Source organism: Salmonella sp. 3C, assembly GCF_025426275.1.
Classification (GTDB): Bacteria; Pseudomonadota; Gammaproteobacteria; order Enterobacterales; family Enterobacteriaceae; genus Salmonella; species Salmonella enterica.
Window position 1 is genome coordinate 1979509 of record NZ_CP104858.1, and the last position, 26341, is coordinate 2005849.

Annotated in this window: 25 protein-coding genes; 9 read left to right on the plus strand and 16 right to left on the minus strand. The window is 53.2% G+C overall.

Features of this window, described 5'->3' with window-relative positions:
* The first annotated feature begins 19 nt into the window (after nt 1–19).
* The 4 genes from lsrB to N7E69_RS09465 all read left to right on the plus strand — a co-directional run bounded on the left by lsrB (nt 20) and on the right by N7E69_RS09465 (nt 3093).
* The gene (gene lsrB / locus N7E69_RS09450; RefSeq protein WP_000090743.1) at nt 20–1042 is read left to right on the plus strand and encodes an autoinducer 2 ABC transporter substrate-binding protein LsrB; all 1023 of its coding nucleotides are present in this window, start codon (nt 20–22) and stop codon (nt 1040–1042) included.
* 28 nt (nt 1043–1070) lie between these two features.
* Nucleotides 1071–1946, plus strand: a complete 876-nt coding sequence (gene lsrF, locus N7E69_RS09455) for a 3-hydroxy-5-phosphonooxypentane-2,4-dione thiolase (RefSeq protein ID WP_000774146.1) — start codon at nt 1071–1073, stop codon at nt 1944–1946.
* An 82-nt stretch (nt 1947–2028) separates the two neighbouring features.
* The gene (lsrG, locus tag N7E69_RS09460; RefSeq protein WP_001543603.1) at nt 2029–2319 is read left to right on the plus strand and encodes a (4S)-4-hydroxy-5-phosphonooxypentane-2,3-dione isomerase; all 291 of its coding nucleotides are present in this window, start codon (nt 2029–2031) and stop codon (nt 2317–2319) included.
* Nucleotides 2320–2328: 9 nt separating this feature from the next.
* Complete coding sequence (locus tag N7E69_RS09465; RefSeq protein WP_001088050.1) at nt 2329–3093, plus strand: epimerase; 765 nt, start codon at nt 2329–2331, stop codon at nt 3091–3093.
* Between the two features lie 91 nt (nt 3094–3184).
* Here N7E69_RS09465 and tpiA read toward each other — a convergent pair whose 3' ends face one another.
* Complete coding sequence (gene tpiA, locus N7E69_RS09470; protein ID WP_001216335.1) at nt 3185–3952, minus strand: triose-phosphate isomerase; 768 nt, start codon at nt 3950–3952, stop codon at nt 3185–3187.
* A 112-nt stretch (nt 3953–4064) separates the two neighbouring features.
* On the minus strand, nt 4065–4661 hold the full coding sequence (locus tag N7E69_RS09475) for a YiiQ family protein (RefSeq protein ID WP_000802241.1): 597 nt from the start codon (nt 4659–4661) through the stop codon (nt 4065–4067).
* Between the two features lie 100 nt (nt 4662–4761).
* Between N7E69_RS09475 and N7E69_RS09480 the strand changes: the two genes are divergently transcribed.
* Nucleotides 4762–5190 (plus strand): DUF805 domain-containing protein, encoded by a 429-nt coding sequence (locus N7E69_RS09480; RefSeq protein WP_000155231.1) that lies wholly within the window; start codon nt 4762–4764, stop codon nt 5188–5190.
* Nucleotides 5191–5295: 105 nt separating this feature from the next.
* Here N7E69_RS09480 and fpr read toward each other — a convergent pair whose 3' ends face one another.
* The 4 genes from fpr to N7E69_RS09500 form a co-directional block, all read right to left on the minus strand.
* Nucleotides 5296–6042 carry a ferredoxin--NADP(+) reductase gene (fpr, locus tag N7E69_RS09485; protein WP_000796303.1) on the minus strand — a complete coding sequence of 249 codons (747 nt, stop codon included), beginning with the start codon at nt 6040–6042 and terminating at the stop codon, nt 5296–5298.
* Between the two features lie 96 nt (nt 6043–6138).
* Entirely contained in the window at nt 6139–7149 is a 1011-nt protein-coding gene (gene glpX, locus N7E69_RS09490) for a class II fructose-bisphosphatase (protein ID WP_001250616.1), read from the minus strand.
* 111 nt (nt 7150–7260) lie between these two features.
* Nucleotides 7261–8769 (minus strand): glycerol kinase GlpK, encoded by a 1509-nt coding sequence (gene glpK / locus N7E69_RS09495; RefSeq protein WP_000136809.1) that lies wholly within the window; start codon nt 8767–8769, stop codon nt 7261–7263.
* A gap of 20 nt (nt 8770–8789) precedes the next feature.
* Nucleotides 8790–9635, minus strand: coding sequence for an MIP/aquaporin family protein (locus N7E69_RS09500; protein WP_000084285.1), 846 nt, complete (start codon nt 9633–9635; stop codon nt 8790–8792).
* A gap of 398 nt (nt 9636–10033) precedes the next feature.
* Between N7E69_RS09500 and zapB the strand changes: the two genes are divergently transcribed.
* Nucleotides 10034–10273: a septal ring assembly protein ZapB gene (zapB, locus tag N7E69_RS09505; RefSeq protein ID WP_000051370.1), complete on the plus strand. Its 240-nt coding sequence runs from the start codon at nt 10034–10036 to the stop codon at nt 10271–10273.
* Between the two features lie 221 nt (nt 10274–10494).
* Here the strand turns inward: zapB and rraA are convergent, their stop codons facing one another.
* The 7 genes from rraA to priA all read right to left on the minus strand — a co-directional run bounded on the left by rraA (nt 10495) and on the right by priA (nt 18478).
* Entirely contained in the window at nt 10495–10980 is a 486-nt protein-coding gene (gene rraA, locus N7E69_RS09510; RefSeq protein ID WP_000872918.1) for a ribonuclease E activity regulator RraA, read from the minus strand.
* A 92-nt stretch (nt 10981–11072) separates the two neighbouring features.
* Nucleotides 11073–12002 carry a 1,4-dihydroxy-2-naphthoate polyprenyltransferase gene (gene menA / locus N7E69_RS09515; protein WP_000139637.1) on the minus strand — a complete coding sequence of 310 codons (930 nt, stop codon included), beginning with the start codon at nt 12000–12002 and terminating at the stop codon, nt 11073–11075.
* Between the two features lie 66 nt (nt 12003–12068).
* Complete coding sequence (gene hslU / locus N7E69_RS09520) at nt 12069–13400, minus strand: HslU--HslV peptidase ATPase subunit (protein WP_001293360.1); 1332 nt, start codon at nt 13398–13400, stop codon at nt 12069–12071.
* 9 nt (nt 13401–13409) lie between these two features.
* On the minus strand, nt 13410–13940 hold the full coding sequence (gene hslV, locus N7E69_RS09525) for an ATP-dependent protease subunit HslV (RefSeq protein WP_000208240.1): 531 nt from the start codon (nt 13938–13940) through the stop codon (nt 13410–13412).
* Nucleotides 13941–14031: 91 nt separating this feature from the next.
* Nucleotides 14032–15006 carry a cell division protein FtsN gene (gene ftsN, locus N7E69_RS09530; RefSeq protein WP_000068816.1) on the minus strand — a complete coding sequence of 325 codons (975 nt, stop codon included), beginning with the start codon at nt 15004–15006 and terminating at the stop codon, nt 14032–14034.
* 93 nt (nt 15007–15099) lie between these two features.
* Entirely contained in the window at nt 15100–16125 is a 1026-nt protein-coding gene (cytR, locus tag N7E69_RS09535) for a DNA-binding transcriptional regulator CytR (RefSeq protein ID WP_000841337.1), read from the minus strand.
* A 154-nt stretch (nt 16126–16279) separates the two neighbouring features.
* Nucleotides 16280–18478 carry a primosomal protein N' gene (priA, locus tag N7E69_RS09540; protein ID WP_000109384.1) on the minus strand — a complete coding sequence of 733 codons (2199 nt, stop codon included), beginning with the start codon at nt 18476–18478 and terminating at the stop codon, nt 16280–16282.
* A 203-nt stretch (nt 18479–18681) separates the two neighbouring features.
* Between priA and rpmE the strand changes: the two genes are divergently transcribed.
* The gene (gene rpmE, locus N7E69_RS09545; protein WP_000715284.1) at nt 18682–18894 is read left to right on the plus strand and encodes a 50S ribosomal protein L31; all 213 of its coding nucleotides are present in this window, start codon (nt 18682–18684) and stop codon (nt 18892–18894) included.
* A 44-nt stretch (nt 18895–18938) separates the two neighbouring features.
* Here the strand turns inward: rpmE and N7E69_RS09550 are convergent, their stop codons facing one another.
* The 3 genes from N7E69_RS09550 to metJ form a co-directional block, all read right to left on the minus strand.
* Nucleotides 18939–19601 (minus strand): TIGR02117 family protein, encoded by a 663-nt coding sequence (locus N7E69_RS09550; protein WP_000792803.1) that lies wholly within the window; start codon nt 19599–19601, stop codon nt 18939–18941.
* 200 nt (nt 19602–19801) lie between these two features.
* A complete protein-coding gene (locus N7E69_RS09555) occupies nt 19802–21592 on the minus strand; it encodes an aryl-sulfate sulfotransferase (protein ID WP_000899639.1) in 1791 nt (596 codons plus the stop codon).
* A gap of 456 nt (nt 21593–22048) precedes the next feature.
* A complete protein-coding gene (gene metJ / locus N7E69_RS09560) occupies nt 22049–22366 on the minus strand; it encodes a met regulon transcriptional regulator MetJ (protein WP_000852811.1) in 318 nt (105 codons plus the stop codon).
* 264 nt (nt 22367–22630) lie between these two features.
* Here metJ and metB point away from each other — a divergent pair, with 264 nt between their 5' ends.
* Nucleotides 22631–23791: a cystathionine gamma-synthase gene (gene metB / locus N7E69_RS09565; protein WP_000197216.1), complete on the plus strand. Its 1161-nt coding sequence runs from the start codon at nt 22631–22633 to the stop codon at nt 23789–23791.
* 2 nt (nt 23792–23793) lie between these two features.
* Nucleotides 23794–26226, plus strand: a complete 2433-nt coding sequence (gene metL, locus N7E69_RS09570; protein WP_000110811.1) for a bifunctional aspartate kinase/homoserine dehydrogenase II — start codon at nt 23794–23796, stop codon at nt 26224–26226.
* Nucleotides 26227–26341 lie beyond the last annotated feature (115 nt).

Sequence of the window (26341 nt, forward strand, 5' to 3'; positions counted from 1 at the left end):
GAAATTTATGGAGAAAAAAATGGCAAGACACAGCATTAAAATGATCGCCTTACTCACTGCGTTTGGTCTGACATCTGCGGTAATGACCGTACAGGCGGCAGAGCGGATTGCTTTTATTCCCAAACTGGTTGGCGTGGGCTTTTTTACCAGCGGCGGCAATGGCGCGCAGGAAGCGGGAAAAGCGCTGGGCATTGACGTAACTTACGATGGCCCTACAGAGCCCAGCGTCTCAGGCCAGGTTCAACTGGTGAATAACTTTGTCAATCAGGGGTATGACGCCATTATCGTTTCTGCCGTTTCGCCTGATGGCCTGTGCCCGGCGTTGAAGCGGGCAATGCAAAGAGGCGTGAAAATATTAACCTGGGATTCCGATACCAAGCCGGAGTGCCGTTCTTACTATATCAATCAAGGGACGCCAAAACAGCTCGGCAGCATGCTGGTAGAGATGGTCGCTCATCAGGTGGACAAAGAGAAAGCGAAAGTCGCTTTCTTCTATTCCAGTCCAACGGTGACCGACCAGAACCAGTGGGTAAAAGAAGCTAAAGCCAAAATTAGCCAGGAACATCCGGGGTGGGAGATAGTCACTACCCAGTTTGGCTATAACGATGCCACGAAATCGCTCCAGACGGCGGAAGGTATCATCAAAGCGTATCCCGATCTGGATGCCATCATCGCGCCTGACGCTAACGCTTTACCTGCTGCGGCACAGGCGGCGGAGAACCTTAAACGTAATAATCTCGCGATTGTTGGTTTTAGTACGCCGAATGTGATGCGCCCTTATGTTCAGCGCGGCACTGTTAAAGAGTTTGGCCTGTGGGATGTCGTCCAACAGGGAAAAATTTCCGTATATGTCGCCAACGCGTTGCTGAAAAATATGCCAATGAATGTCGGTGACTCACTGGATATTCCCGGCATCGGCAAAGTCACCGTTTCACCTAATAGTGAGCAGGGATATCACTATGAGGCAAAAGGTAACGGCATTGTGTTATTGCCGGAGCGTGTCATTTTCAACAAAGACAATATCGACAAATATGATTTCTGATAACTGTTATGTATCGACGGAGTAAAGAATGGCTGATTTAGATGATATTAAAGATGGCAAAGATTTTCACACCGATAAACCACAAACTAACACTTTGTTCGCATTAAAAGGCTGTGGCGCGCTGGATTGGGGAATGCAGTCCAGACTGGCGAGGATTTTTAACCCCAAAACCAGAAAAACGGTCATGCTGGCCTTTGACCATGGATATTTCCAGGGGCCGACAACCGGACTTGAGCGTATTGATATTAATATTGCGCCGCTCTTTGAATATGCTGATGTCTTAATGTGTACTCGCGGCATATTACGCAGTGTGGTACCTCCGGCAATCAATAAACCAGTCGTTTTACGTGCGTCCGGGGCGAATTCTATTCTCACTGAATTAAGCAATGAGGCGGTTGCGGTGGCGATGGATGACGCTGTGCGGTTGAATAGCTGTGCTGCTGCCGCACAGGTTTATATTGGTAGTGAGCATGAACATCAGTCGATTAAAAATATTATTCAACTGATTGATGCCGGGTTACGCGTCGGGATGCCAATAATGGCAGTGACCGGAGTGGGTAAAGATATGGCTCGCGACCAGCGTTATTTTTCACTGGCAACGCGTATCGCTGCGGAAATGGGGGCGCAAATTATCAAAACGTATTATGTCGATAAAGGTTTTGAGCGTATTGCGGCAGGTTGTCCGGTGCCGATTGTCATCGCCGGCGGTAAAAAACTGCCTGAACGTGAAGCATTGGAAATGTGCTATCAGGCGATTGACCAGGGGGCTTCTGGCGTAGATATGGGGCGTAATATATTCCAGTCAGAAGATCCGGTAGCCATGATTAAAGCGGTACATGCTGTCGTTCATCATAACGAAACAGCAGAGCGTGCTTATGAGCTGTTTTTGAGTGAGAAAGGTTAAATGAGATCGCTTCCCCATCTTTTACCGATGCGAGGAGATGGGGATGACTGTTATTTTATTTGGAATAATCAGGGGGGTAATGATGCATGTTACGCTGGTTGAAATTAACGTTCATGATGACAAGGTTGAACAATTTATCGATGTTTTTCGGCAGAATCATCTGGGCTCAATTAAAGAGCCGGGTAACTTGCGTTTTGATGTTCTGCAGGATCCGCAGGTGCCTACGCGATTTTATATTTATGAAGCCTACGTTGATGAACAGGCCGTCGCTTTTCACAAGACAACGCCACACTATAAAACTTGCGTGGAGCAGCTTGAACCGTTGATGACCGGTCCGCGGACAAAAAAAGTTTTTATGGGTTTGATGCCTTAAGGAGTGCTCATGAACAGCCAGTTTGCCGGATTAACGCGCGAAGCATGTGTGGCATTGTTAGCGTCATATCCGCTTAGTGTGGGTATTCTGGCAGGGCAGTGGATTGCGTTGCATCGCTATCTGCAACAGTTGGAAGCGTTAAACCAGCCGCTGTTGCATTTGGATTTGATGGATGGTCAATTTTGCCCGCAGTTTACCGTTGGGCCATGGGCAGTTGGGCAACTGCCGCAAACTTTTATCAAAGATGTTCATTTGATGGTAGCGGACCAATGGACGGCGGCGCAAGCCTGCGTGAAGGCGGGCGCACACTGCATCACGCTTCAGGCAGAAGGCGATATTCATCTGCATCATACGCTAAGCTGGCTTGGTCAGCAGACCGTGCCCGTTATTGGCGGTGAAATGCCGGTGATCCGGGGGATTAGTTTATGCCCGGCAACGCCTCTGGATGTCATTATCCCCATTCTGAGCGACGTTGAGGTTATTCAACTACTGGCAGTGAACCCTGGATACGGCAGTAAAATGCGCTCCAGTGATTTGCACGAGCGCGTGGCGCAGCTTCTCTGTCTACTTGGTGATAAACGCGAAGGTAAAATTATCGTTATTGATGGGTCGTTAACGCAGGATCAGTTGCCTTCGCTGATTGCACAGGGCATCAATCGTGTTGTTTCTGGTAGTGCGTTATTTCGTGATGATCGGCTGGTTGAGAATACGCGGAGCTGGAGGGCGATGTTTAAGGTTGCCGGGGATACTACTTTCTTACCCTCCACAGCATAAATGCCGGATGGCGGCTTTACCTTATCAGGCCTACATAAGCACTCGGCTGGTAGGCCTGATAAGCGCAGCGCCATCAGACATAGATTGGCAATTAAGCCTGTTTAGCAGCTTCTGCTGCTTTCACGATCACGGCGAAGGCGTCAGCTTTCAGAGAAGCGCCGCCTACCAGCGCGCCGTCGATGTCCGGCTGCGCGAACAGTTCGGCTGCGTTGGAGGCATTAACAGAACCGCCGTACTGGATAATGACCTGTTCAGCGATTTTCGCGTCAGCTTTAGCAATGTGGTCACGGATGAATTTGTGCACTGCCTGCGCCTGCGCAGGCGTTGCAGATTTACCGGTACCGATCGCCCATACGGGTTCGTAAGCGATAACCGCGCCTTCAAAGGCTGCCGCGCCCTGCGTTTTCAGTACCGCGTCGATCTGGCGTGCGCATACTTCTTCTGTTTTGCCCGCTTCGTTTTCCGCTTCGGTTTCACCGATGCACAGTACCGGCGTCAGACCTTGTTCTTTCAGTACGGCGAATTTTTTGGCGATCAGTTCGTCAGATTCTTTGTGATAAGTACGACGCTCGGAGTGGCCGATAATAATGTACTGCGCGCCGATATCTTTCAGCATTTCAGCCGAAGTTTCACCGGTGAATGCGCCAGACAGATTCAGATCAACGTTCTGCGCGCCCAGCATGATGTGGCTGCCGGCAGCAGCGCGTTTCGCCAGATCGATATACATTTCCGGCGGAGCGATTGCCACGTCGCAGCCTGCTACGCCCGCCAGTTCTTTACGCAGGTTAGCCACCAGTTCGTTTACCATGTGGCGGCTGCCGTTCAGTTTCCAGTTACCCATCACTAAAGGATGTCGCATTTCATTTCTCCACGCTTAGTCAGCGAATTAAGGAAGATGGCCGCTCGTCAGAGCAGCATGGTCTGTGAAACAGTATAGAGATTCATCCCCGGAAAGGCTTTGCTTTTTGTCATCAATTCGCCCCTTCCAGATTTTCAGATAACGCCAGCTTAATCGGTTCAACCGCGAAGGTCAGCCCCTTTTCGCCGTTATCTGCGACAACATAACGTACCGCGCCTTCTGTCTCGGCGTAATAGTGTTTACCTTTACCGGCGATAAGCATCTTTTGCAGTTTTTTCTGGCTTTGCTCTTTTGTCAGCAACGGGGCGACAGTACGAATAATGGCGGCCATATATTCCAGCGCTTTCGCTTTCGCCGCTTTCTGTTCCGGCCCCTGAATGGGCAGCCAGGTAATCTGCATACTTTTCACTTTGAGCGTACCGCGCTCCAACGCCGTGGAGGCATACAGATTTTCGTTAATCTTACTGGCGGCGCGGGTCAGATTCGCCTTATCGCGGCTATTCTCAATGGCGCGAAATTCATTGAGCGGCAGATCGGGATTCTGGCGGTTAAAGTTCTCACGAAACTGGCTAATAGAAAGATCAAAGGTTGGCGAGCCCGCCAGCAGATAGGGCGCTGTCGTGGTCGATGAAGAGAGCTGCGCGTGCGCCGTTATGCTGGCGGTGAGAGCAGAAAACAACAGTAAAAACAGAGTACATCCTGGCTTCATCAATCTTACCTTTCGTTAGGACTGCTCACGATTAAAACGATAACTGTCGGGCTTGTCAAAAGGGTAAACTGTAGCGGAAGGCAAAATATAAGGAACTTACATGACCATACAGCAATGGTTATTCTCATTTAAAGGGCGTATCGGACGCCGTGATTTCTGGATTTGGATCGGCCTCTGGTTTGCCGGGATGCTGGCGCTATTTTCGCTGGCGGGGAAAAATCTGCTTGATATCCAAACGGCGGCATTTTGCCTGGTGTGCCTGCTGTGGCCGACCGCCGCCGTCATGGTCAAACGTCTGCATGACCGGGGACGCTCCGGCGCGTGGGCGTTGCTGATGATTCTGGCGTGGATGCTGCTGGCCGGAAACTGGGCGATGCTGCCGGGGATGTGGCAGTGGGTCGTCGGGCGATTTATTCCGACGCTGATCCTGGTGATGATGCTTATCGATCTGGGCGCGTTTGTCGGTGTTCAGGGGGAAAATAAGTTTGGGAAAGCGACACAGGACGTGAAGTTTAAAGCAGAGCTGTAGCGGGCGGTAAACCGTAATTTGCCCGGTGGCGCTGACGCTTGCCGGGCCTACAGATTGGTGATGATTTGCAGGCCGGATAAGCCCCAGCCGCCATTCGGTAAAACATCACCAGTAATGTTCAGCCGTCATATGCCCCGGTCGGCGGCGCAGATGTTTAGTCATCTGTCGGGTCTCTTTCAGCAGTTGCTGCGTATCGCGCACCATCTGCGGGTTCCCGCACAGCATGACGTGGCTGGTCTCTTTATCCATCGGTAATCCAACGGCTTTTTCCAGCTCGCCGTTTTCAATGAGCGCTGGCACGCGTCCGGTGAGCGAGCCTGGCACGCTCTCCCGGCTGACCACCGTTTGGATGCGCAGCTTGCCTTCATAACGCTGTTGCAGTTCCAGCATTAGCGGCAGATAGCTTAAATCGGCGGCGAAGCGTGCGGCGTGGACCAAGACCAGATTTTTAAAGCGCGCGACATCCTGCCCATATTGCAGAATAGACAAATACGGGCCAATAGCGGTTCCGGTCGCCAGCATCCATAGCGTCTCGCAGTCAGGCACTTCATCCAGTACAAAGAAACCCGACGCGTCGCTGACCACTTGCACCTCATCGCCAGGTTTTAGCGCCGCCAGCCGCGGGCTGAGCTTTCCTTGCGGCACCGTCACCAGATAAAACTCTAAATTCGGATTGTCAGGCGCATTGACATAGGAATACGCGCGCTGAACGCGCTCGCCATCGATCTCCAGTCCGAGTTTGGTAAATTGGCCTGCAGTAAAAGGATTAATGGGGGCGTGAACGGTCAGGCTGAACAGTGCGTCAGTCCAGTTTTGCACCTTAGTGACTTTACCTGTTACCCAATCGGCCATGGTTTTCTCCTGTTCTGAATCGCTAACCTTATCTTCGTTCGTCAGGAGAAAGATTTCCAGCCCCGCGAGGCTGGAAGGCTCTAACTAACAAATGCGCTAGAGGATATGCGCCTGTACATCCGGATCTTTACGATCAAGATAGTGGATAGACTGAATGCGGCGGATGGTGCGTGATTTGCCGCGGATCAGCAGCGTTTCCGTCGTGGCAATATGGCCTTTCCGGCTAATTCCTTCCAGCAGATCGCCTTTCGTGATGCCGGTCGCGGAGAAAATAACGTTATCGCTACGCGCCATGTCGCCCAGGCATAACGCCTTGCCCGCTTCAATGCCCATTGCTTTGCAGCGCGCCAGTTCCTGTTCGCCAATGCGGCGGTTTTCTTCGCTGTCGCCTTTCACATCATGGCGCGCCAGCAGACGACCCTGCATATCGCCGTCCAGCGCGCGGATCACCGCTGCGGATACCACGCCTTCTGGTGCGCCGCCAATCCCGTACAGCACGTCGACTTCGCTATCTGGCATACAGGTCAGAATTGAGGCCGCGACGTCGCCGTCAGGAATGGCAAACACGCGTACGCCCAGTTTGGCCATCTCTGCGATGACCTCGTCATGACGCGGTTTTGCCAGAATGGTCACGGTCAGATCGCCAAGCGGTTTACCCAGCGCATCCGCGATGTTGCGTAGGTTATCCGCCAGCGGCAGATTGAGATCGATCGCCCCTTTGGCGCCCGGACCGACAATCAGTTTTTCCATATACATATCGGGCGCATTCAGGAAGCAGCCTTTATCGCCGACCGCCAGCACCGCCAGCGCGTTCGCCTGACCCATCGCCGTCATGCGCGTGCCCTCAATCGGATCGACGGCGATATCTACCGCATCGCCGTGGCCGGTACCGACTTTCTCGCCGATATAGAGCATCGGGGCTTCGTCGATTTCGCCTTCGCCAATCACGATGGTGCCGTCAATGTTGACCAGGTTGAGCATGATACGCATGGCGTTGACCGCCGCGCCGTCCGCGGTATTTTTATCGCCGCGTCCCAGCCATTTGTAGCCAGCCAGCGCCGCCGCTTCGGTCACACGGGAAAATTCGATGGCAAGTTCTCGTCTCATAACAAACTCGTAGCAAAAAGGAGTGGCGCGCAGTGTAGCACAGGGGAAGGAGGGAATAATTGATGTGTGTGCGGAGTTGCCTCCGCACAAAGATTTTGCCGGATGGCGACCTTACTTGTCGTGCTCTTCCCACGCCATTGCGCGTTTAACCGCTTTCTTCCAGCCGCTGTAACGGTAGTTACGCTCGGTGGTTTCAATGCCGGGGCGGAATTCTCGCTCAATGACGGCTTTTTCCTGCAGCTCGTCCAGGTTCTGCCAGTAACCGACGGCCAGGCCAGCCAGATAGGCGGCGCCCAGCGCGGTCACTTCGCGCACTTCCGGGCGTTCCACCCGCGTGCCGAGAATATCTGACTGGAACTGCATCAGGAAGTTGTTGGCCACTGCGCCGCCGTCCACACGCAGAGCGTGCAGGCGGATACCGGAGTCGGCCTGCATCGCTTCCAGTACGTCGCGGGTCTGGTAAGCGATGGATTCGAGCGTCGCGCGGATAATGTGATTAGAGTTCACGCCGCGGGTCAGGCCAAAAATGGCGCCGCGGGCATACGGGTCCCAGTACGGCGCGCCCAGACCGGTGAAGGCCGGAACCACGTAGACACCGTTGGTATCTTTCACTTTCGTGGCGAAATATTCGGAGTCGAACGCGTCGCTGATGAGCTTCATTTCATCACGCAGCCATTGAATGGACGCTCCCGCCATAAACACCGCGCCTTCCAGCGCATAGTTGACTTCGCCGCTTGGGCCGCAGGCGATGGTGGTCAGCAGGCCGTTTTCCGATTTTACCGCTTTCTCGCCGGTGTTCATCAGCATAAAGCAGCCGGTGCCGTAGGTATTCTTTGCCATTCCTTCCTTTACGCACAGTTGGCCGAATAGCGCGGCCTGCTGATCCCCGGCAATCCCGGCGATAGGAATACGTGTACCGCCTTTACCGCCAATATTGGTCTGGCCGTAGACTTCGGAGGACTTACGTACCTGGGGCAGCATCGCGCGTGGGATATCCAGCACGTCCAGCATCTTATCGTCCCAGTCCAAATCATGGATGTTGAACAGCATGGTTCGTGAGGCGTTGGTGTAATCCGTAACGTGGACGCGGCCCTGCGTCATCTTCCAGATAAGCCAGGTATCCACCGTACCGAACAGCAGCTCGCCACGCTTCGCGCGTTCGCGCGAACCTTCCACATGGTCAAGGATCCATTTCACTTTAGTGCCAGAGAAGTACGGGTCGACGACCAGACCGGTATTGTCGCGGATGTAATCTTCCAGGCCGTCGCGTTTAAGCTGTTCGCAAATATCGGCGGTACGACGGCACTGCCAGACAATAGCGTTGTATATCGGTTTGCCGGTTTCACGTTCCCAGACGATCGCGGTTTCACGTTGGTTGGTGATACCGATAGCGGCAATCTGATCGGAACTGATATCGGCCTTAGCCAGCACTTCTACCAGCGTTGAGCTTTGGGACGCCCAAATTTCCATCGGGTCGTGTTCTACCCAGCCTGGCTTAGGATAAATTTGCTCAAATTCACGCTGTGATACGCTGACGATATTCGCGTCATGATCCATAACGACCGCGCGGGAGCTGGTGGTACCCTGGTCGAGCGCAACGATATATTTTTTTTCAGTCATAATTTTGTCCCGTAATCAGATTACAGCGAAGCATTTTGTTGTGTGGTCGCGGTGGAGTCCTTCTCTTCCACGACGCAGGTATCGCACGGCAAATGACGGCCAATAAATTTGCGATAAGCAAACGCGCCCAGAATGGCGCCGACGATGGGGCCAAACAGTGGCACCAGGAAGTAAGGAATGTCTCTACCGCCGGTAAACGCAATTTCACCCCAGCCGGCAAGCCCGGCGAACATTTTGGGGCCAAAGTCACGCGCCGGATTCATCGCAAACCCGGTCAACGGCCCCATAGAGGCACCGATAACGGCGATCAGTAAACCAATGAGCAGTGGCGCAAGCGGACCGCGAGGTACGCCGTTTCCGTCGTCGGTCAGCGCCAGAATCAGCCCCATCAGAATAGCGGTAATCACCATTTCAACCGCGAAGGCCTGCACAAAATTGATATGAGGATTCGGGTAAGTTGAGAAAATGCCTGCGAGATCGAGACTTTCAACGCTGCCACGGACGATATGGTGGGTTTGTTCGAAGTCCACAAAAAGATTGTAATAAAGCCCGTAAACTAACGCCGCTGCGCAAAAGGCGCCGGCAACTTGAGAAATAATAAAAGGAACAACTTTACGTTTGTCGAAACAGGCAAATAGCCAGAGTGCGATGGTCACTGCCGGGTTCAGGTGTGCGCCAGAAACACCTGCCGTCAGGTAAATAGCCATCGCTACTCCCAGACCCCAGATGACGCTGATTTCCCACTGTCCAAAAGTAGCTCCGGCAACTTTAAGCGCAGCGACACAACCCACACCGAAAAAAATCAACAACCCGGTACCGAGGAATTCAGCAATGCACTGGCCTTTTAAGGTTGATGTTTGACTCATAATCGGATCCTGAAGAGTATGTAATGATTATTGGTATGCGAGGAGGTCATGGACATCCACGATGCCCTGTAGGCACACTGTTAATTTATCGTTAACGAGCAAAAACGAGAAATATCGAATTCAAAATGTGTGTACTGCGTCAATAAAATGAGCGTTATCGCGCCATGAGGCGCATTTTGAGACAGCAGAAGAGAGTGAATTGAATCATTTCATTAACCAATATGTTAACACTTTTAAGTTATTGAATGAATGTTACCAGGAGATGGATGAAAATTGCTGCAAACCGCGATCTACGCGGTATGTCGCTGGACAGCGAGAGCGGGGCTTCATACAATCGACACTATATATTGTGCGCGTTTACGTGAAGCGTCGCCTTGCAATTCAGGAGAGGTAAGATCATGTCTTTAGAAGTGTTTGAGAAACTGGAAGCAAAAGTACAGCAGGCGATTGACACCATCACCCTGTTACAGATGGAAATTGAAGAGCTGAAAGAAAAGAACAACAGCCTGACGCAGGAAGTGCAGTCTGCACAGCATCAGCGTGAAGAACTCGAGCGTGAAAATAATTCTCTGAAGGAACAGCAGAGCGGCTGGCAGGAACGTTTGCAGGCGCTGCTTGGTCGTATGGAAGAAGTCTAATCCTCGTCATATTTCACGTTATGGCGGCGTTGGCTGCGTGCGTTCACCCCAGTCACATAGTGGCCTATGCTCCTGGGGATTCACTTACTTGCCGCCTTGCCCTGACGCGAAATCTATAGAGGATTTAGAATGCGGATACCGGTGGGCCGGATAAGGCGTAAGCTGCCATCCGGCAATCAGCGACAACGCATAAAAAAGGCGCCTTACGGCGCCTTTTTTGATCACTCGATATCAAGCGGGTCTTCGGAAAGGATAATCCCGGTGTTGTCGGCATAGAGATGATCGCCGGAGAAGAACGTCACGCCGCCGAAATTGACGCGCACATCGCTTTCCCCAATGCCTTCACCTGCGGCGCCAACCGGAATGGCGGCGATCGCCTGAATGCCGATATCCAGCTCTTCCAGATCGTCCACCTGACGCACCGCGCCATAGATAACCAGCCCTTCCCATTCATTTTGCGTGGCCAGACGCGCCAGCTCCGCATCGACTAATGCACGACGGACAGAACCGCCGCCATCGACCAGCAGAACCCGACCACGGCCATTTTGTTCGAGCAGATCGTACAGCAACCCGTTGTCCTCGAAACATTTTACCGTGATGATTTGTCCGCCAAACGACGACCGCCCTCCAAAATTAGAGAACAGCGGTTCCACGACGTTGACATCTTCCTGATAGATGTCACAAAGCTCGGAAGTATCGTATTTCATAGGCTTAACGTTCAGTTGCTGCGAGAATTTTTAGTATATCGCGCTAAGTATACTGTTGGCAAAATCATCAATTGTTAATTGATATTTGTCAGTTAAACGGCCCACTGACTTAAGAGTATCCCAATCACAAATAACAGGTTGGTTAACAACGCGCCTTTAACGGTACGTTCAAGCATCGGGCGCATTGCCGCAGGCTCCCTTTCGCGCATTACGTAGCGCGCTTGTTTAATGAGCAAGGGCGCGGCCAGAATAAACAACCATCCCCACGGACTGTGTAGCGAGAGCAGATTAAACAGCGCCAGACAGAGCAGCGCGCCTAGCAACAGGCAGGCGTGATAACGACGCGCGTTGACATCGCCCAGTCGTACTACAAGGGTGTTTTTGCCGTTCTCTCTGTCGCTATTAATATCGCGCAGGTTATTAATATTCAGCACTGCCGTCGCCAGTAAACCGCAGGCGGTGGCCGGGAGAATCAGCGCCGGAATCAGCGTATGCGCCTGGAGATACCAGCTCCCCATGACACTTAGCCAGCCAAAGAATACCAGAACAGAGATATCACCCAGCCCGATATAGCCGTAGGGCCGATTACCCACGGTGTAGGTGATGGCGGCGATAATCGACAGCCCGCCCAAAATCAGGAAGCCGATAAAATCGGTTAACGTATGGCACGCGACCGCCACCAGCGCCAGTCCGGAGATACAGATCAGCACGACGGTAATGATTAACGCCCGCTTCATCTCCTGCCGGGTGATGACGCCTTTTTGCATCCCCCGCAGCGGCCCGATGCGATCCGGTTTATCGCTGCCTTTGACAGCGTCGCCATAATCGTTGGCGAGGTTGGATAAAATTTGCAGCAGCCCGGCGGTGATAAGGGCCAGCAGCGCGACCAGAGGATCGAAATAGCCTTGCCACCATGCCAGGGCCGTACCGACGATAATCGCTGCGAAGGCGAGGGGTAAGGTTTTGGGTCGTAAGCTTTCCAGCCAGGCCTGGGTGCGGCTAATTTGTTGTTGTTCAGTCATATTTAGCGCCAATAAAAATGGGGCTTTTCAGCCCCATCAACAGTGATGAAAATGCATTGGACGCGATTATAAGATAAAACGGCTTAGATCTTCATCTGCGACCAGCGCATCCAGATGTTTGCTCACATATTCCGCATCAATTGTGATGTTTTGGCCGTGCAGATCGCTGGCGTTATAGGAAATTTCTTCCATCAGACGCTCCAGTACGGTATGCAGACGGCGCGCGCCGATGTTTTCGGTGGTTTCGTTAACCTGCCAGGCGGCTTCGGCAATACGTTTAATACCGGAATCGGTGAACTCGATATTGACGCCTTCAGTTGCCATCAGCGCTTTATACTGCACGGTGACGGACGCGTTTGGCTCGGTCAAAATGCGTTCGAAATCGCTGGTGGTCAGCGCCTGAAGTTCAACGCGAATCGGCAGACGGCCCTGCAGTTCCGGGATCAGATCAGACGGCTTCGCCACCTGGAACGCGCCAGAGGCGATAAACAGAATATGATCCGTTTTGACCATCCCGTGTTTGGTCGAAACCGTGCAGCCTTCTACCAGCGGCAGTAAGTCGCGCTGTACGCCTTCGCGTGAAACATCCGGGCCGGAGGTTTCGCCACGCTTACAAATTTTGTCAATTTCATCGATAAACACGATGCCGTGCTGTTCAACCGCGTCGATAGCGTCCTGTTTCAGCTCTTCCGGGTTGACCAGCTTAGCAGCCTCTTCTTCAACCAACAGTTTCATCGCGTCTTTAATTTTCAGCTTACGCGGTTTCTGTTTCTGACCGCCCAGGTTCTGGAACATAGACTGCAACTGGCTGGTCATCTCTTCCATGCCCGGAGGCGCCATAATCTCTACGCCCATCGGTGCGGCGGCGAGGTTAATCTCGATCTCTTTATCGTCGAGCTGGCCTTCGCGCAGTTTTTTGCGGAACGTTTGGCGGGCGGCAGAAGGCTCCTGCTGCTGTTCGGCCTGGCCCCAGTTATTTTTTGCGGGTGGGATCAGTACGTCGAGAATACGTTCTTCCGCCAACTCTTCCGCACGATAGCGGTTTTTCTCGATAGCCTGTACGCGAACCATTTTCACAGCGGCATCGGTCAGATCGCGGATGATAGAGTCCACTTCTTTCCCGACGTAGCCCACTTCGGTGAATTTGGTGGCTTCGACTTTAATGAACGGTGCGTTGGCGAGTTTTGCCAGACGACGGGCGATTTCGGTTTTACCGACGCCGGTCGGGCCAATCATCAGAATATTTTTCGGCGTTACTTCGTGGCGCAGCTCTTCATCAAGCTGCATACGACGCCAGCGGTTACGCAATGCAATCGCCACGGAACGCTTTGCGTTATCCTGGCCGATAATGTGTTTGTTCAGTTCGCTGACAATTTCGCGTGGGGTCATTTCAGACATGAGGGGTCCTTACGCTTTGGCGGTCAATTCTTCAATGGTGTGGAAATGGTTGGTGTAAATGCAGATATCGCCTGCAATATCCAACGCCTTTTCAGCAATTTCGCGCGCGCCGAGCTCGGTATTTTCCAACAGAGCGCGAGCGGCAGCCTGGGCATAAGGACCGCCGGAGCCGATAGCAATTAAATCGTTTTCAGGTTGCACGACATCGCCGTTACCCGTGATGATGAGCGAAGCGGTTTCATCCGCGACGGCCAGCAACGCTTCCAGTTTGCGTAGCATGCGGTCGGTACGCCAGTCTTTCGCCAGTTCAACGGCGGCTTTGACCAGGTGCCCCTGATGCATTTCCAGTTTACGTTCAAACAGCTCGAACAGCGTGAATGCATCCGCAGTACCGCCCGCAAAGCCCGCAATGACCTTGTCGTTGTAGAGGCGGCGGACTTTCTTCACGTTGCCTTTCATTACTGTGTTACCCAGTGTGGCCTGACCATCACCGGCGATTACCACGTGGCCGTTACGGCGTACGCTTACTATTGTTGTCACGAGCAGACCCCTTGGTTACTAATGCTGAATTGCGGCCCCGTACGGCGTACGGGGCATAATGCAAGTATAGATGGGGGAGATTTTGAGGGTTTCAACCCCCGGTGGCGAGTCGAATGCAGTTTGTATGGCCCGCCATCTTCAGACGGTTAATGGTGCTGTCGGCATTTTCTTTACCTTTCACCGGCCCGATAACCACGCGATTCCAGCCGTTATTGGTGGTAATTTTGGAGTCAAAGCCTTCAAACGCCAGCTGAGCGCGGACGCTTTCTGCCTGCTCGGCGCCTTTGAATGAACCACATTGCACCATCCAGCGACGTTCATCTTTTTTCTCTGCTGTCGCCTTCGGCGCTTCAGGCGCGCGCGTAATGGGCGCGGCTTTTGGCGCTGCCGCGCTGGTATGCGCCGGCGTTTGCAGCAAATCCTGATAAGGTTGCTGCGAGGCCGTCTGCTTCGGCGGCTGACTTTGGCGCGCGGGTTGCGCCGGGGCGGACTGTACCGTGCGCGTTTGCGACTGTTCGTTTACCCGCGGCTGCGTACGTGGTTGCTGAACAGGCTGCGTTTGAGCCCACTGCTGCTGCTGCGCCTGACGCTGGCGCTGTAGCGTTTGCTGGCGTCGTTCTGGCGTCTGCTCGTTCCACGGCACTTCGTTAAGTTGCGTTGGCTGCTGACGCATATCCGCCTGCATCTGCTCCAGAAGTTGACGCTGCTCGCTGGTGAGCTGATTCGGGTTCATGACTTCACCGCCGGCGGACGGTTCCGTTGGCGTACGCACGCCTGGCTGGCGACTTTCCAGCTCTTTGATGTAACGCCAGCGCTCTTCCGGTTTTGGCGGAAGCCCATTGCCGGTGACTTTCTGGTTTTGTAGCGTTTCGGACTCTTCTTTCTTATGGTGAGTAATGAAGTACAGACCGCCGATAAAGGTCACAAGGACGGCTGCCGCAATCGCGACCATTGCCGGCGAGACGGCAGGCATGTTGCTTTGCTTCTTCCGTGAGTTCCGTGAGGTGCTCTTTTTGCGCCGCGAAGGAGCCGGTTGGCCGCGACGTACATAATCTCGTTGTGCCACTATCGTTTCGCTGTATTTATTCGTTCGTCAGCCCGTCATGTTACTGAAGCGGCGGGCCTTTGACCAGACAGGTGAGTCTTAAAGCTATTTACTTTAGGGTAAAGCGCGCGTAGAACCGCGAATAATCAGCTCGCAATCCATTAAACGCGAGCCGCTGCTCACATTTTGCCCCTGCATCTGATCGAGCAACAGCAGCATCGCTTCGCGACCAATGTCAAAACGCGGCTGCGCCACGGTTGTCAACGGAGGGTCGCAAAACTCGGCCAGCGCGATATTGTCAAAGCCGATAATCGACAGATCGTCAGGTACTTTCAGACCCTGGCGCTTGGCCCAGGAGAGGGCGCCCAGCGCCATTACGTCGCTATGACAAAAGACGGCGGTAGGCGGCAACGGTTGCTCAAGCAACTGCTTTAATGCGTTTGCCCCGGCTTCAAAGGTAAAGTCGCCACGGGCGATGTAATGCGGATCGACCACAATGCCACTGCGTCTTAATGCCTGTACGTAACCTTGTAAGCGATAGTGACAGAGCGGCATATCTTCCGGCCCCGCAATACAACCAATCCGCTTGTGGCCCAAATCTAACAGGTAATTCATGGCGTTGAACGCGGCGGTCAGGTTATCGATATGTACCGTCGGCAATTCAAGCTCCGGCGCGAACTCATTCGACATCACCATCGGAGGCAAATTGCGCTGCTCCTCAACGCTGGCGTCAAAGGGCAGTCGGGAACTGAGAAGTACCATGCCGTCGATCTGTTTGGTGATGATGAGATTAAGAAAGGTTTTTTCTTTCTGGTTTTGATGGGCGCAATCGCCAATCAGCACCAGATACCCCTGTTCTGCCGCGGTCACTTCGATACCGCGGATAATTTCACTGAAGAAGGGATCGCAAATATCCGGGACAATCACCAAAATCGTACGGGATTCATTGCGTTTTACATTTCGCCCCATCGACTGCGGGAAATAACCCACTTCAAGCGCGGCCTGTTCAACCCGGCTACGGGTCGACTGGGAGACTTTATCGGGGTTCATTAACGCGCGGGATACGGTTGCCGTAGAGACTTTCGCCTTCAACGCAACATCCTTCATCGTAGCGGCAGTAACCTGCTTGTTCGATTTCACTCTTTCTCCTCGCCTGGGAACTGCTGGCGCAGATCTATCCCTGGTAACACTCATCGAAAACATTTTTATCAGATAGTGCGTGGAAGCGGTTACAGAATTTTCATAAAAAGTGTGATGGATCTTTAATTTTACGATCCGCCTCGCATCGTGAGGACTATCCTTCAATCGGATCGACGTCCAGAACCCATTTAACTTTCCGCGCTTCCGGGAGCGTATTGATCAACGCCAGCGTGCCGCTGATGATGTGTTGCAGGCGAATCCGTGAAGGATGCTGAAGTAAAATTTGCCAGCGATAGCGGCCGCCGCGTTTTGGCGCGAGGGCCGGAACCGGACCTAAGATCCACAGCTTATCGTCTGATAGCGGGCTGGCCTGAATCAGATTACGCAACTGTTGGAGAAAGACGGGCGCCTGCTGATTGTTATGATCCTCTGCGCGAATAATGACGTGGCTGGTCCACGGCGGAAGCTGGAGCGTTTGCCGTTCCGCCAGCGCCTGCTCCGCAAACGCATCATAGCCTTTATACAGTAACGTTTGCAGCAGGGGATGCTCAGGATGGTGCGTTTGGAGCACCACTTCGCCCTGTTTGCCCGCGCGCCCGGCGCGGCCGGAAACCTGAGTGTAGAGCTGGGCGAAGCGTTCCGCCGAACGAAAATCTGCGGAAAAAAGCGCGCCATCGACATCCAGCAACGCCACCAGCGTGACATCCGGAAAGTGATGGCCTTTCGCCAGCATTTGTGTGCCTATCAGGATGCGTGCTCCGCCGCGGTGAACTTCCGCCAGATGCTGCTCCAGCGCGCCTTTACGACTGGTGGTATCACGGTCGATTCGTGAGATCGGCACGCCGGAGAAGAAGGGCGCCAGCACCTGCTCCAGCTGTTCCGTCCCTAACCCAACCGGTAACATATGTGTGGAGCCGCAGGAGGGGCACTGACGCGGTACCGGACGCTGGCTGTCGCAGTGATGACAGCGTAAATGATGCTGCGCCTGGTGCAGCGTGTAGTAGTGATCGCAACGCGGGCACTCTGCAATCCAGCCGCAGTCGTGGCAAAGCAGCGCGGGCGCGAATCCCCGGCGGTTAAGAAATAAAATTACCTGATTGTCGGCCTGGAGATGTTGGCGCATACGGGCGATAAGGGCGGGCGCCAGTCCCGCCTGAAGACGCTGGCCTTTTAAATCCAGCACATGCTGCAGGGCTGGGCGGGCGTTGCCTGCGCGCCGCGTCAGACGCAGCATCCGGTATTTTTTCTGCCGCACGTTGCATAGCGTTTCCAGGGCTGGGGTGGCGGAGCCGAGAATAATCGGGATCTGCTCGCTATGGGCGCGATACACTGCCAAATCGCGGGCATGGTAGCGCCACCCTTCCTGCTGTTTATAAGAGCTGTCGTGCTCTTCGTCGATGACAATCACGCCAAGATTTTTAAACGGCGTAAACAGCGAGGAGCGCGTGCCGATGACAATCGCCGCTTCGCCGTTTTTCGCTTTCAGCCATGCCGAAAGACGCTCGCTGTCGTTTAGCCCGGAATGCAGCACTTCCACCGGCGCGTTAAAACGTTCGCGAAAACGGGCGATCGTTTGCGGCGTCAGGCCGATTTCCGGCACCATCACCAGCGCCTGTTTGCCCTGGGCGAGGACGTTTTCCAGCACGCTCAGATACACTTCGGTCTTGCCGGAACCGGTTACGCCTGCCAGCAACCAGGCGGAGAAACCGTCCGACGCGCTGTGAATTGCGCCGACTGCTGTCGCCTGTTCGGTATTCAGCCGCAGGCGCTCTCCTGCGATGGCATAATGCTCCCGCCAGTCGGTAAACGCGGGCGCTTCACTGGCAAGCTCACAAAGCCCCTTACGCCGCAGCGTTTGCAGCGTGGCGTCAGTAAAATCAAGCTCGGCTACCTGATAGCGCCAGATCTTTCCTTGCCGTAGCGCCGCCAGCGCCTGTTGTTGTTTGGCGGAGCGTTTCAGGCTGTTGATGTCGACGGCTTGCCCCTCTTCGGTGGCGAACCAATACCATAGGGGCGCGTTGCTGGCTGGTTTTCCCTGACGCAGTAAAACCGGCAGAGCGTGAAACAGAACGTCGCCGAGGGGGTGGTGGTAGTAATCCGCCGCCCAGAGGAGTAAGCGCCAGATGGAGGGAGAAAAGATTGGTTCGTTATCCAGGATGTCAATGACCGATTTTAATTCATCGAGCGGCAATTCGCTGTGGTCGCTAACCGAGACGACAATGCCCACGCGCTCTTGCTGCTTGCCGAACGGCACACGCACGCGGCACCCGGCTTTGGCGACCCCGCCTTCCGGCAGCAGGTAATCAAAGGTTCGGGGAAGCGGAACGGGCAAGGCAACGTGCGCGACGGACATAGCATCTTCCTGACTTGAAATTTCGTCGGGTAGTATACACATTACGATAAGGGAGCGCGGATCAGTTTGCATACGGTGGTCAAATTCTGTATGATTCGCCGCCTTTGGTGCGTGTTGTGAGCATCAAACCCTTTACTATTAACTTCGCGTGGTGTCTGGCGTTAGGGCTGGAAGAGCGACGCGGCCTTACACTGAGGTTCCCCATGAAAAAAGGTATTCACCCGAATTACGTAGAAATTACTGCAACCTGTTCTTGCGGTAATGTTATCAAAACCCACTCTACCGTGGGGCACGACCTGAACCTGGACGTGTGCGGCAAATGCCACCCGTTCTTCACTGGTAAGCAGCGTGTTGTTGATACCGGTGGTCGTGTTGAGCGCTTCAACAAGCGCTTCAGCATCCCTGGCAGCAAATAAGTTACCGCCAGAAAAAAAGCGCCGCAGGGCGCTTTTTTTGTTTTCTAGGGATAACAGTATTTGTTCAGACACATTCTGTGATCCGTAATCGCTTTCATTACGCTTCCTGCCGTGAGTTTTAACGAAGGATTTATAGTTAGTCCCGCGCTTTCCAGCCCCTTCGCTGTCCATTTATTGCAGGTATTGAGTATGCCGTAGCGGCCATTCGCGGCGTAAAACTGGCTATCGCCGTAAATTCCTTGTTTTAACGGAATCAGATTACCCTCTTCGTCACGCGCAAAGCTGCGGCCCAGATAGCGCATCAGACTGTTACGCTGGTTTGTGTGCAGGAGCAGTGATTTTATCTCGCTACCGGCGAAATAGCGTTCTGGTTTACCGGAAAAGGCGACGATGTGCATAACCGCGCCGGATGACCAGAACATGGCCTGGAGCGTAAGCGCGGTGGTTATTTCTTGTGACTGATAAAAGCCCTTATCGCCCCAGCCGATTTCATACCACTGCGTCTCCTGAGCGAACCGTTTTTTAAGCTGTGGCAGAACGGTATTAACATCATGGGCCGGCGCAATAATTCCCGTGTGCCAGCCATGACTGACGATATAGATTTCCGTCGGGTAGGGCTGTCCGCCTGTCGTAGGTTTTACGGCTTGTGGAAAGGTTGTGCAGCCATATAGCAATAAACTTAACCAGGCGATAAAGAGATTTTTCATGACATATCACCAGCAAAGGCGCGATATGTTGTGGCGTTTGTCTAATGACGCTGCGCTTATCGGGTCGGTGCCGGATTGGTAATTCATTGATATTTTTGCATTCCTCTTCGAGGGCAATAAGGCGAATGTCATAACTACAATACGTTTTAACCATTCAGGCGGAAGTTAGCTTCCGCCTGTTTTACTTTTACTATCTCGCTTTATTTTTTAAACATCTGCTCTGGATCGATAATCAGCGCCCGATAACCCAGCATACCGGCACGGTTACTGTGTACTTTTAGCTCCAGCATCACATCCTGAGTACCGTCTTTGACTTCATCCAGAACGGAAACGATCGGTTTTGTACCGCTCATTCCCGCTGTGGCCGAGTACATGAACATCGTTTTGGTTTCCGGGCGATATTCCGTGACGGAAGTAATGGCGCTGTACCAGTCAAAACCGCGCTCTTTACCATATTCCCACATTTGGGAAACCGTCATATTTTTTTCGTCAATCTGATATTCCACGCCGCGGGAATATTTCATTGACGGCATGGCCGGTTGTTCCATGCCGCGCGCATCGCCGTTATCAAAGGCGGTCACGACGGTTTTACCTCCGGTGCTTTTGGATGGCACTAACCAACCGGTATGTTGTGTCCATGTCCAGTCAAATCCACCGTCGCAGTGGTGAGCTTCGCAGGTTAGCGGTTTACCGTTGCTGTCTACGGGTTTCAGCACTTTTTTCGCCAGTTCGCCTTTCCAGCCGGATGGATCGGAAAGTATCCATTTCACTTTTTTATCGCGGCCAATTTTGATGATGGCAGACTGGTGGCGCGAGCTAATGATAATGCTGTCGTCGCGAGGATCGTAGCTGACGGAGTTAACATGCGCCCAGTTGCGGCCCGGGCCGGAGCCCGCGATATCGCCGAAGGGTTGTTTTGCAAGCTGCTCTTTGGTCATGACCTGACCGGAATGTTCGGCATCGACGCTCAAACATACCGCTCCCTGATCCATCGCCAGAATAACGTCGTCACGATAGGGGTCGAGGATTTTTGGCAGATCCCAGTAATCGACGGTATCGCCGTTCTGGTCAACTTCAAGAATATGATCACGCACAGTATTGATGGTGTATTTACCATTTAATGGATAATTTTCTTTTGCGACACGCAGCAGGTAGGTGCCTTTCGGCGTTTCGGTAATGGCGTGCGAAAAATCAATAAATCCTTTTGGCAGTCGTTTATCAGAAATAACGCGGCCTAAGAAATCATATTTAAAGTAACGTTGACCCTGGCCAAAAATAAGATTGCCATCGTTAACCTGATGGAAGCTCATCATGGAACCAAAACGCGTTATATCATCCTGGTTACGGAATTTATCAATATTCATATAGCCACGAACATCGCCATTCGTATCGCTAATCCAGTTGATACCGGTATAATCCCAGTTCGCCGCGCCGCCTGCGACATGCATAATGTGGCCGGCTCTTGGCATCCCCGTTATATGGTTAAAAAGATATAAGCGATTTTTAAGCGAGCTATCGACTTTAACCGGTTCTACCGTAGGAAGAACGGCAGTTTGCCCGGTAGTAGAGGGTAATGATACCGGTGCGGCGTAAATGGACCACGTATAAGTTTGTTTTTTACCTTCTTCAGTCCAGTCAACTTTAACCTTATTGACATAATCTGGATACAAGCCAAATACAGGTATGCCGTCATGGGTATTTATAGCCTGCGGGCCGACATCATAACTGATCGGGATACCTTTTTCCCCTTTCCCTAAAACGGTAACCTTCACGTCCTGTACATTATGATTGGCTTTATTAATGATTGCTGTTAATGGGAAAACGCCGCCGTAGGGAGCGACATCGACCATACCTAATGGCCCCTCATGGACTGGAATGACATCTGCTGATGCGACCATTGGCCTGTTTGGGTCTAAAACGCCTGAGGCCAAAACGCTGCCGCTCAAACACAGGCAGCATAATACAGGTAAGACTTTCCTTGTAAATAACATATTTATTTCCCCATTCGATATTATCGATAAAATGAATATATATTAACCTTCTTATTTATCGGAGATGAAAAAACATTTAAAAAAGTAAAACAATCCGCGGAGGGGAATAATGATGTTGGTCACAAATATGAGGTGTCCATGGTCTTTTTAACAATACTCATCGTTATACTATTTGTTCAGTAAATATATGGCGCTGTATTATTATTCATATGCGCTTTGCTACGTGAAACATTAAATAAATATTAGAAGTTTAAATATAATAAAATTATATCGGTTATAACATGCCGGGAATTTTTTCCAGGAAAATAACGAAGAGAAACTTATCATGTCTGACAAATTTATCCACCGAGGGCTATTCGGGAAGATGAACATTTAGAACAATGTCGGAGATAGCCGTGTACAAGGGGAATCGTTAAAAAAGCGCGGCCAGAGGCGTTCTGACCGCATGCTTTGCTATCAGTATTCCCACGTTTCCGGATCAATCCCCATCTCACGCATGATCTCTTTTGCCGCTTCCGGGATTTCATCGCTGCGCTCTTTTCGCAGATCGGCATCATCCGGCAAGGGTTGCCCGGTAAAGGCGTGCAGAAATGCTTCACACAACAGCTCGCTGTTGGTGGCGTGGCGCAGGTTGTTCACCTGACGACGCGTACGTTCATCGGTGAGGATTTTTAACACCTTCAGAGGAATGGAAACCGTAATTTTTTTGACTTGCTCACTCTTCTTACCGTGCTCAGCGTATGGGCTGATATATTCGCCGCTCCATTCAGCCATGAGATACTTAATCCTCTTCGTCATTAATATTGAGGTCTGAACCTGAGCCCGGACCATAATCGCGCGTAGTTTACCGTAGTGGCGCGGCCCTGACACGAAGTTAGCGGTCGCAGATGTGCGCTAATGCATATAATTTTAACGGCTATTTGCGGTTTGCTCAATCTATACGCAAAGAAGTTTAGATGTCCAGATGTATTGACGTCTATTGTGGTAGTGGTTAATCTGTGGCCTGACTTTCACCGACTCAGCCAGGAATATCTTCATATGACGCGTAAACAGGCCACTATCGCAGTGCGTAGCGGATTAAACGATGACGAACAATACGGCTGCGTTGTGCCGCCAATCCATCTCTCCAGTACCTATAACTTTACCGGTTTCAATGAGCCGCGCGCGCATGATTATTCCCGCCGCGGTAATCCCACGCGTGATGTTGTTCAGCGCGCATTAGCGGAACTGGAAGGCGGCGCGGGCGCGGTATTGACGAATACCGGCATGTCGGCGATTCATCTGGTCACCACCGTTTTCCTCAAGCCGGGCGATCTGCTGGTCGCGCCGCATGATTGCTATGGCGGCAGTTATCGTCTGTTTGACAGTCTGGCGACACGCGGCTGTTATCGTGTGCGGTTTGTCGATCAGGGCGATGAACGCGCCTTACAGGCGGCGCTGGAAGAAAAACCGAAGCTGGTACTGGTAGAAAGTCCAAGTAATCCATTGTTACGCGTGGTGGATATTGCGAAAATCTGTCGGCTGGCGCGCGAGGCGGGCGCAGTGAGCGTCGTTGATAACACGTTTTTAAGCCCGGCGCTGCAAAATCCGCTGGCGTTGGGTGCCGATCTGGTGTTGCATTCATGCACGAAATATCTCAACGGTCATTCGGATGTCGTGGCCGGCGTGGTGATTGCGAAAGATCCGGAAGTGGTCACTGAACTGGCGTGGTGGGCGAATAATATTGGCGTGACCGGCGGGGCGTTTGATAGCTATCTGCTGCTGCGCGGTTTGCGAACTCTGGTGCCGCGTATGGAGCTGGCGCAGCGCAACGCGCAGGCGATTGTGAAATATCTGCAAACCCAGCCGTTGGTGAAAAAGCTGTATCACCCGTCGCTGCCGGAAAATCAGGGGCATGAAATTGCCGCGCGCCAGCAAAAAGGCTTTGGCGCAATGTTGAGTTTTGAACTGGATGGGGATGAGGAGACGCTGCGTCGTTTTCTGGGCGGGCTGTCGCTGTTTACGCTGGCGGAATCTTTAGGGGGAGTGGAAAGTTTGATCTCTCACGCCGCCACCATGACGCATGCCGGTATGTCGCCGCAGGCGCGTGCCGCCGCCGGGATCTCCGAAACGCTACTGCGTATCTCCACCGGTATTGAAGATGGCGAAGATTTAATTGCCGACCTGGAAAATGGCTTCCGGGCTGCAAACAAGGGGTAAACATGAGTGTGATTGCGCAGGCAGGGGCGAAAGGTCGTCAACTGCATAAATTTGGCGGCAGTAGTCTGGCGGATGTGAAGTGTTACCTGCGTGTCGCAGGCATTATGGCGGAGTATTCGCAGCCTGACGATATGATGGTAGTGTCCGCCGCAGGCAGTACCACCAACCAGTTGATTAGCTGGCTCAAGTTAAGCCAGACCGATCGCCTTTCTGCGCATCAGGTATTACAGACGTTACGCCGCTACCAGTGCGATCTGATTAGCGGGCTGCTTCCCGCCGACGCGGCAGATGACTTAACCAGCGCTTTTATCAGCGATCTGGAACGTCTTGCCGCCTTGCTCGACGGCGGCGTAACGGATGCCGTCTATGCTGAGATTGTCGGACACGGCGAAATTTGGTCGGCGAGATTGATGTCCGCCGTCCTGAATCAGCAGGGGCTGGATGCCGCCTGGCTGGACGCGCGCGCATTTTTACGCGCCGAACGCGCCGCACAGCCGCAGGTTGATGAAGGGCTATCTTATCCTTTATTGCAACAGCTACTGGCGCAGCATCCGGGCAAACGTCTGGTCGTGACCGGCTTTATCAGCCGCAATCATGACGGCGAAACGGTCCTGTTAGGCCGGAACGGTTCCGACTATTCCGCCACGCAAATCGGCGCGCTGGCGGGCGTTTCCCGCGTGACCATCTGGAGCGATGTCGCGGGCGTTTATAGTGCCGACCCGCGCAAAGTGAAAGATGCCTGCCTGCTGCCGTTGCTGCGTCTGGACGAAGCCAGCGAGCTGGCGCGTCTGGCGGCGCCTGTTCTGCACGCCCGTACGCTACAGCCAGTGTCCGGCAGCGATATCGATTTGCAGTTGCGCTGTAGCTACACGCCGGATCAAGGGTCAACCCGAATTGAACGAGTGCTGGCTTCCGGGACGGGCGCGCGTATCGTGACCAGTCACGATGATATCTGTCTGATTGAGTTTCAGGTGCCCGCCAGCCAGGATTTCAGGCTGGCGCATAAAGAGCTCGACCAAATTTTAAAACGGGCGCAGGCGCGTCCGCTGGCAGTGGGCGTGCATCGCGATCGCCAGCTATTGCAGTTCTGCTATACCGCCGAGGTAGCGGATAGCGTACTGAAACTCCTCGACGATGTCGGGCTGCCGGGCGAATTGCGCCTGCGGCAGGGGCTGGCGCTGGTGGCGATGGTCGGTGCGGGCGTTACTCGCAATCCGCTACACTGCCATCGCTTCTGGCAGCAGCTTAAAGGTCAGCCAGTGGAATTTACCTGGCAGTCGGAGGAGGGCATCAGTCTGGTGGCGGTGCTGCGTACCGGCCCAACTGAGAGCCTGATTCAGGGGCTGCATCAGTCGGTTTTCCGCGCCGAAAAACGCATTGGCCTGATGCTGTTCGGTAAGGGGAACATCGGCTCCCGTTGGCTGGAACTGTTTGCCCGTGAACAAAGCACGCTTTCCGCGCGTACTGGCTTTGAATTTGTGCTGGCGGGCGTGGTGGATAGCCGCCGTAGCCTGCTGAATTATGAAGGGCTGGATGCCAGCCGCGCGCTGGCATTCTTTGATGATGAAGCCGTTGAGCAGGACGAAGAGTCGCTATTCCTGTGGATGCGTGCGCATCCGTATGATGATTTAGTGGTGCTGGATGTGACAGCAAGCGAGCAACTGGCCGATCAGTATCTTGATTTCGCCAGCCACGGTTTTCATGTGATTAGCGCCAATAAACTGGCGGGCGCAAGCGCCAGCGATAAGTATCGCCAGATTCATGACGCGTTTGAAAAAACCGGGCGTTACTGGCTGTATAACGCCACCGTGGGCGCGGGATTGCCGATCAACCACACGGTGCGGGATCTGATTGACAGCGGCGATACGATTCTCTCGATCAGCGGGATCTTCTCCGGGACGCTATCCTGGCTGTTCCTGCAATTTGACGGCACGGTGCCGTTTACCGATCTGGTGGATCAGGCCTGGCAGCAGGGGCTGACCGAACCCGATCCGCGCGTCGATCTTTCCGGAAAAGATGTCATGCGTAAGCTGGTGATTCTGGCGCGCGAGGCGGGATACGACATCGAGCCGGATCAGGTGCGTGTAGAATCGTTGGTGCCGGCGCACTGTGAAGAAGGGTCTATCGATCACTTTTTCGAAAACGGCGACGCGCTGAATGAACAGATGGTGCAGCGTCTGGAGGCAGCCCGCGAACTGGGGCTGGTGTTGCGTTACGTGGCGCGTTTCGACGCCAATGGCAAAGCGCGCGTCGGCGTTGAAGCGGTGCGTCCGGAACATCCGCTGGCGGCGCTGCTGCCGTGCGATAATGTCTTTGCTATTGAAAGCCGCTGGTATCGCGATAACCCGCTGGTGATCCGTGGGCCGGGCGCGGGCCGCGATGTGACCGCCGGGGCGATTCAGTCGGATATCAACCGCCTGGCGCAGTTGCTGTAATAAAGGCAAGTTCGTGAGCGAAGCGCCGGGTTGCGCTTCGCTCCCTCATCAATACGTTATGCAGTCATTCTGTAGATACTGATATACGAAGCGCCATCCGATTGCTGACGAAACA

What these genes read in the sequence shown, in the direction of transcription:
- lsrB (WP_000090743.1), top strand. Translation starts at nt 20, where the DNA reads ATGGCAAGACACAGCATTAAAATGATCGCCTTACTCACTGCGTTTGGT.
- lsrF (WP_000774146.1), top strand. Translation starts at nt 1,071, where the DNA reads ATGGCTGATTTAGATGATATTAAAGATGGCAAAGATTTTCACACCGAT.
- lsrG (WP_001543603.1), top strand. Translation starts at nt 2,029, where the DNA reads ATGCATGTTACGCTGGTTGAAATTAACGTTCATGATGACAAGGTTGAA.
- N7E69_RS09465 (WP_001088050.1), top strand. Translation starts at nt 2,329, where the DNA reads ATGAACAGCCAGTTTGCCGGATTAACGCGCGAAGCATGTGTGGCATTG.
- tpiA (WP_001216335.1), bottom strand. Translation starts at nt 3,952, where the DNA reads ATGCGACATCCTTTAGTGATGGGTAACTGGAAACTGAACGGCAGCCGC.
- N7E69_RS09475 (WP_000802241.1), bottom strand. Translation starts at nt 4,661, where the DNA reads ATGAAGCCAGGATGTACTCTGTTTTTACTGTTGTTTTCTGCTCTCACC.
- N7E69_RS09480 (WP_000155231.1), top strand. Translation starts at nt 4,762, where the DNA reads ATGACCATACAGCAATGGTTATTCTCATTTAAAGGGCGTATCGGACGC.
- fpr (WP_000796303.1), bottom strand. Translation starts at nt 6,042, where the DNA reads ATGGCCGATTGGGTAACAGGTAAAGTCACTAAGGTGCAAAACTGGACT.
- glpX (WP_001250616.1), bottom strand. Translation starts at nt 7,149, where the DNA reads ATGAGACGAGAACTTGCCATCGAATTTTCCCGTGTGACCGAAGCGGCG.
- glpK (WP_000136809.1), bottom strand. Translation starts at nt 8,769, where the DNA reads ATGACTGAAAAAAAATATATCGTTGCGCTCGACCAGGGTACCACCAGC.
- N7E69_RS09500 (WP_000084285.1), bottom strand. Translation starts at nt 9,635, where the DNA reads ATGAGTCAAACATCAACCTTAAAAGGCCAGTGCATTGCTGAATTCCTC.
- zapB (WP_000051370.1), top strand. Translation starts at nt 10,034, where the DNA reads ATGTCTTTAGAAGTGTTTGAGAAACTGGAAGCAAAAGTACAGCAGGCG.
- rraA (WP_000872918.1), bottom strand. Translation starts at nt 10,980, where the DNA reads ATGAAATACGATACTTCCGAGCTTTGTGACATCTATCAGGAAGATGTC.
- menA (WP_000139637.1), bottom strand. Translation starts at nt 12,002, where the DNA reads ATGACTGAACAACAACAAATTAGCCGCACCCAGGCCTGGCTGGAAAGC.
- hslU (WP_001293360.1), bottom strand. Translation starts at nt 13,400, where the DNA reads ATGTCTGAAATGACCCCACGCGAAATTGTCAGCGAACTGAACAAACAC.
- priA (WP_000109384.1), bottom strand. Translation starts at nt 18,478, where the DNA reads ATGTCCGTCGCGCACGTTGCCTTGCCCGTTCCGCTTCCCCGAACCTTT.
- rpmE (WP_000715284.1), top strand. Translation starts at nt 18,682, where the DNA reads ATGAAAAAAGGTATTCACCCGAATTACGTAGAAATTACTGCAACCTGT.
- N7E69_RS09550 (WP_000792803.1), bottom strand. Translation starts at nt 19,601, where the DNA reads ATGAAAAATCTCTTTATCGCCTGGTTAAGTTTATTGCTATATGGCTGC.
- N7E69_RS09555 (WP_000899639.1), bottom strand. Translation starts at nt 21,592, where the DNA reads ATGTTATTTACAAGGAAAGTCTTACCTGTATTATGCTGCCTGTGTTTG.
- metJ (WP_000852811.1), bottom strand. Translation starts at nt 22,366, where the DNA reads ATGGCTGAATGGAGCGGCGAATATATCAGCCCATACGCTGAGCACGGT.
- metB (WP_000197216.1), top strand. Translation starts at nt 22,631, where the DNA reads ATGACGCGTAAACAGGCCACTATCGCAGTGCGTAGCGGATTAAACGAT.
- metL (WP_000110811.1), top strand. Translation starts at nt 23,794, where the DNA reads ATGAGTGTGATTGCGCAGGCAGGGGCGAAAGGTCGTCAACTGCATAAA.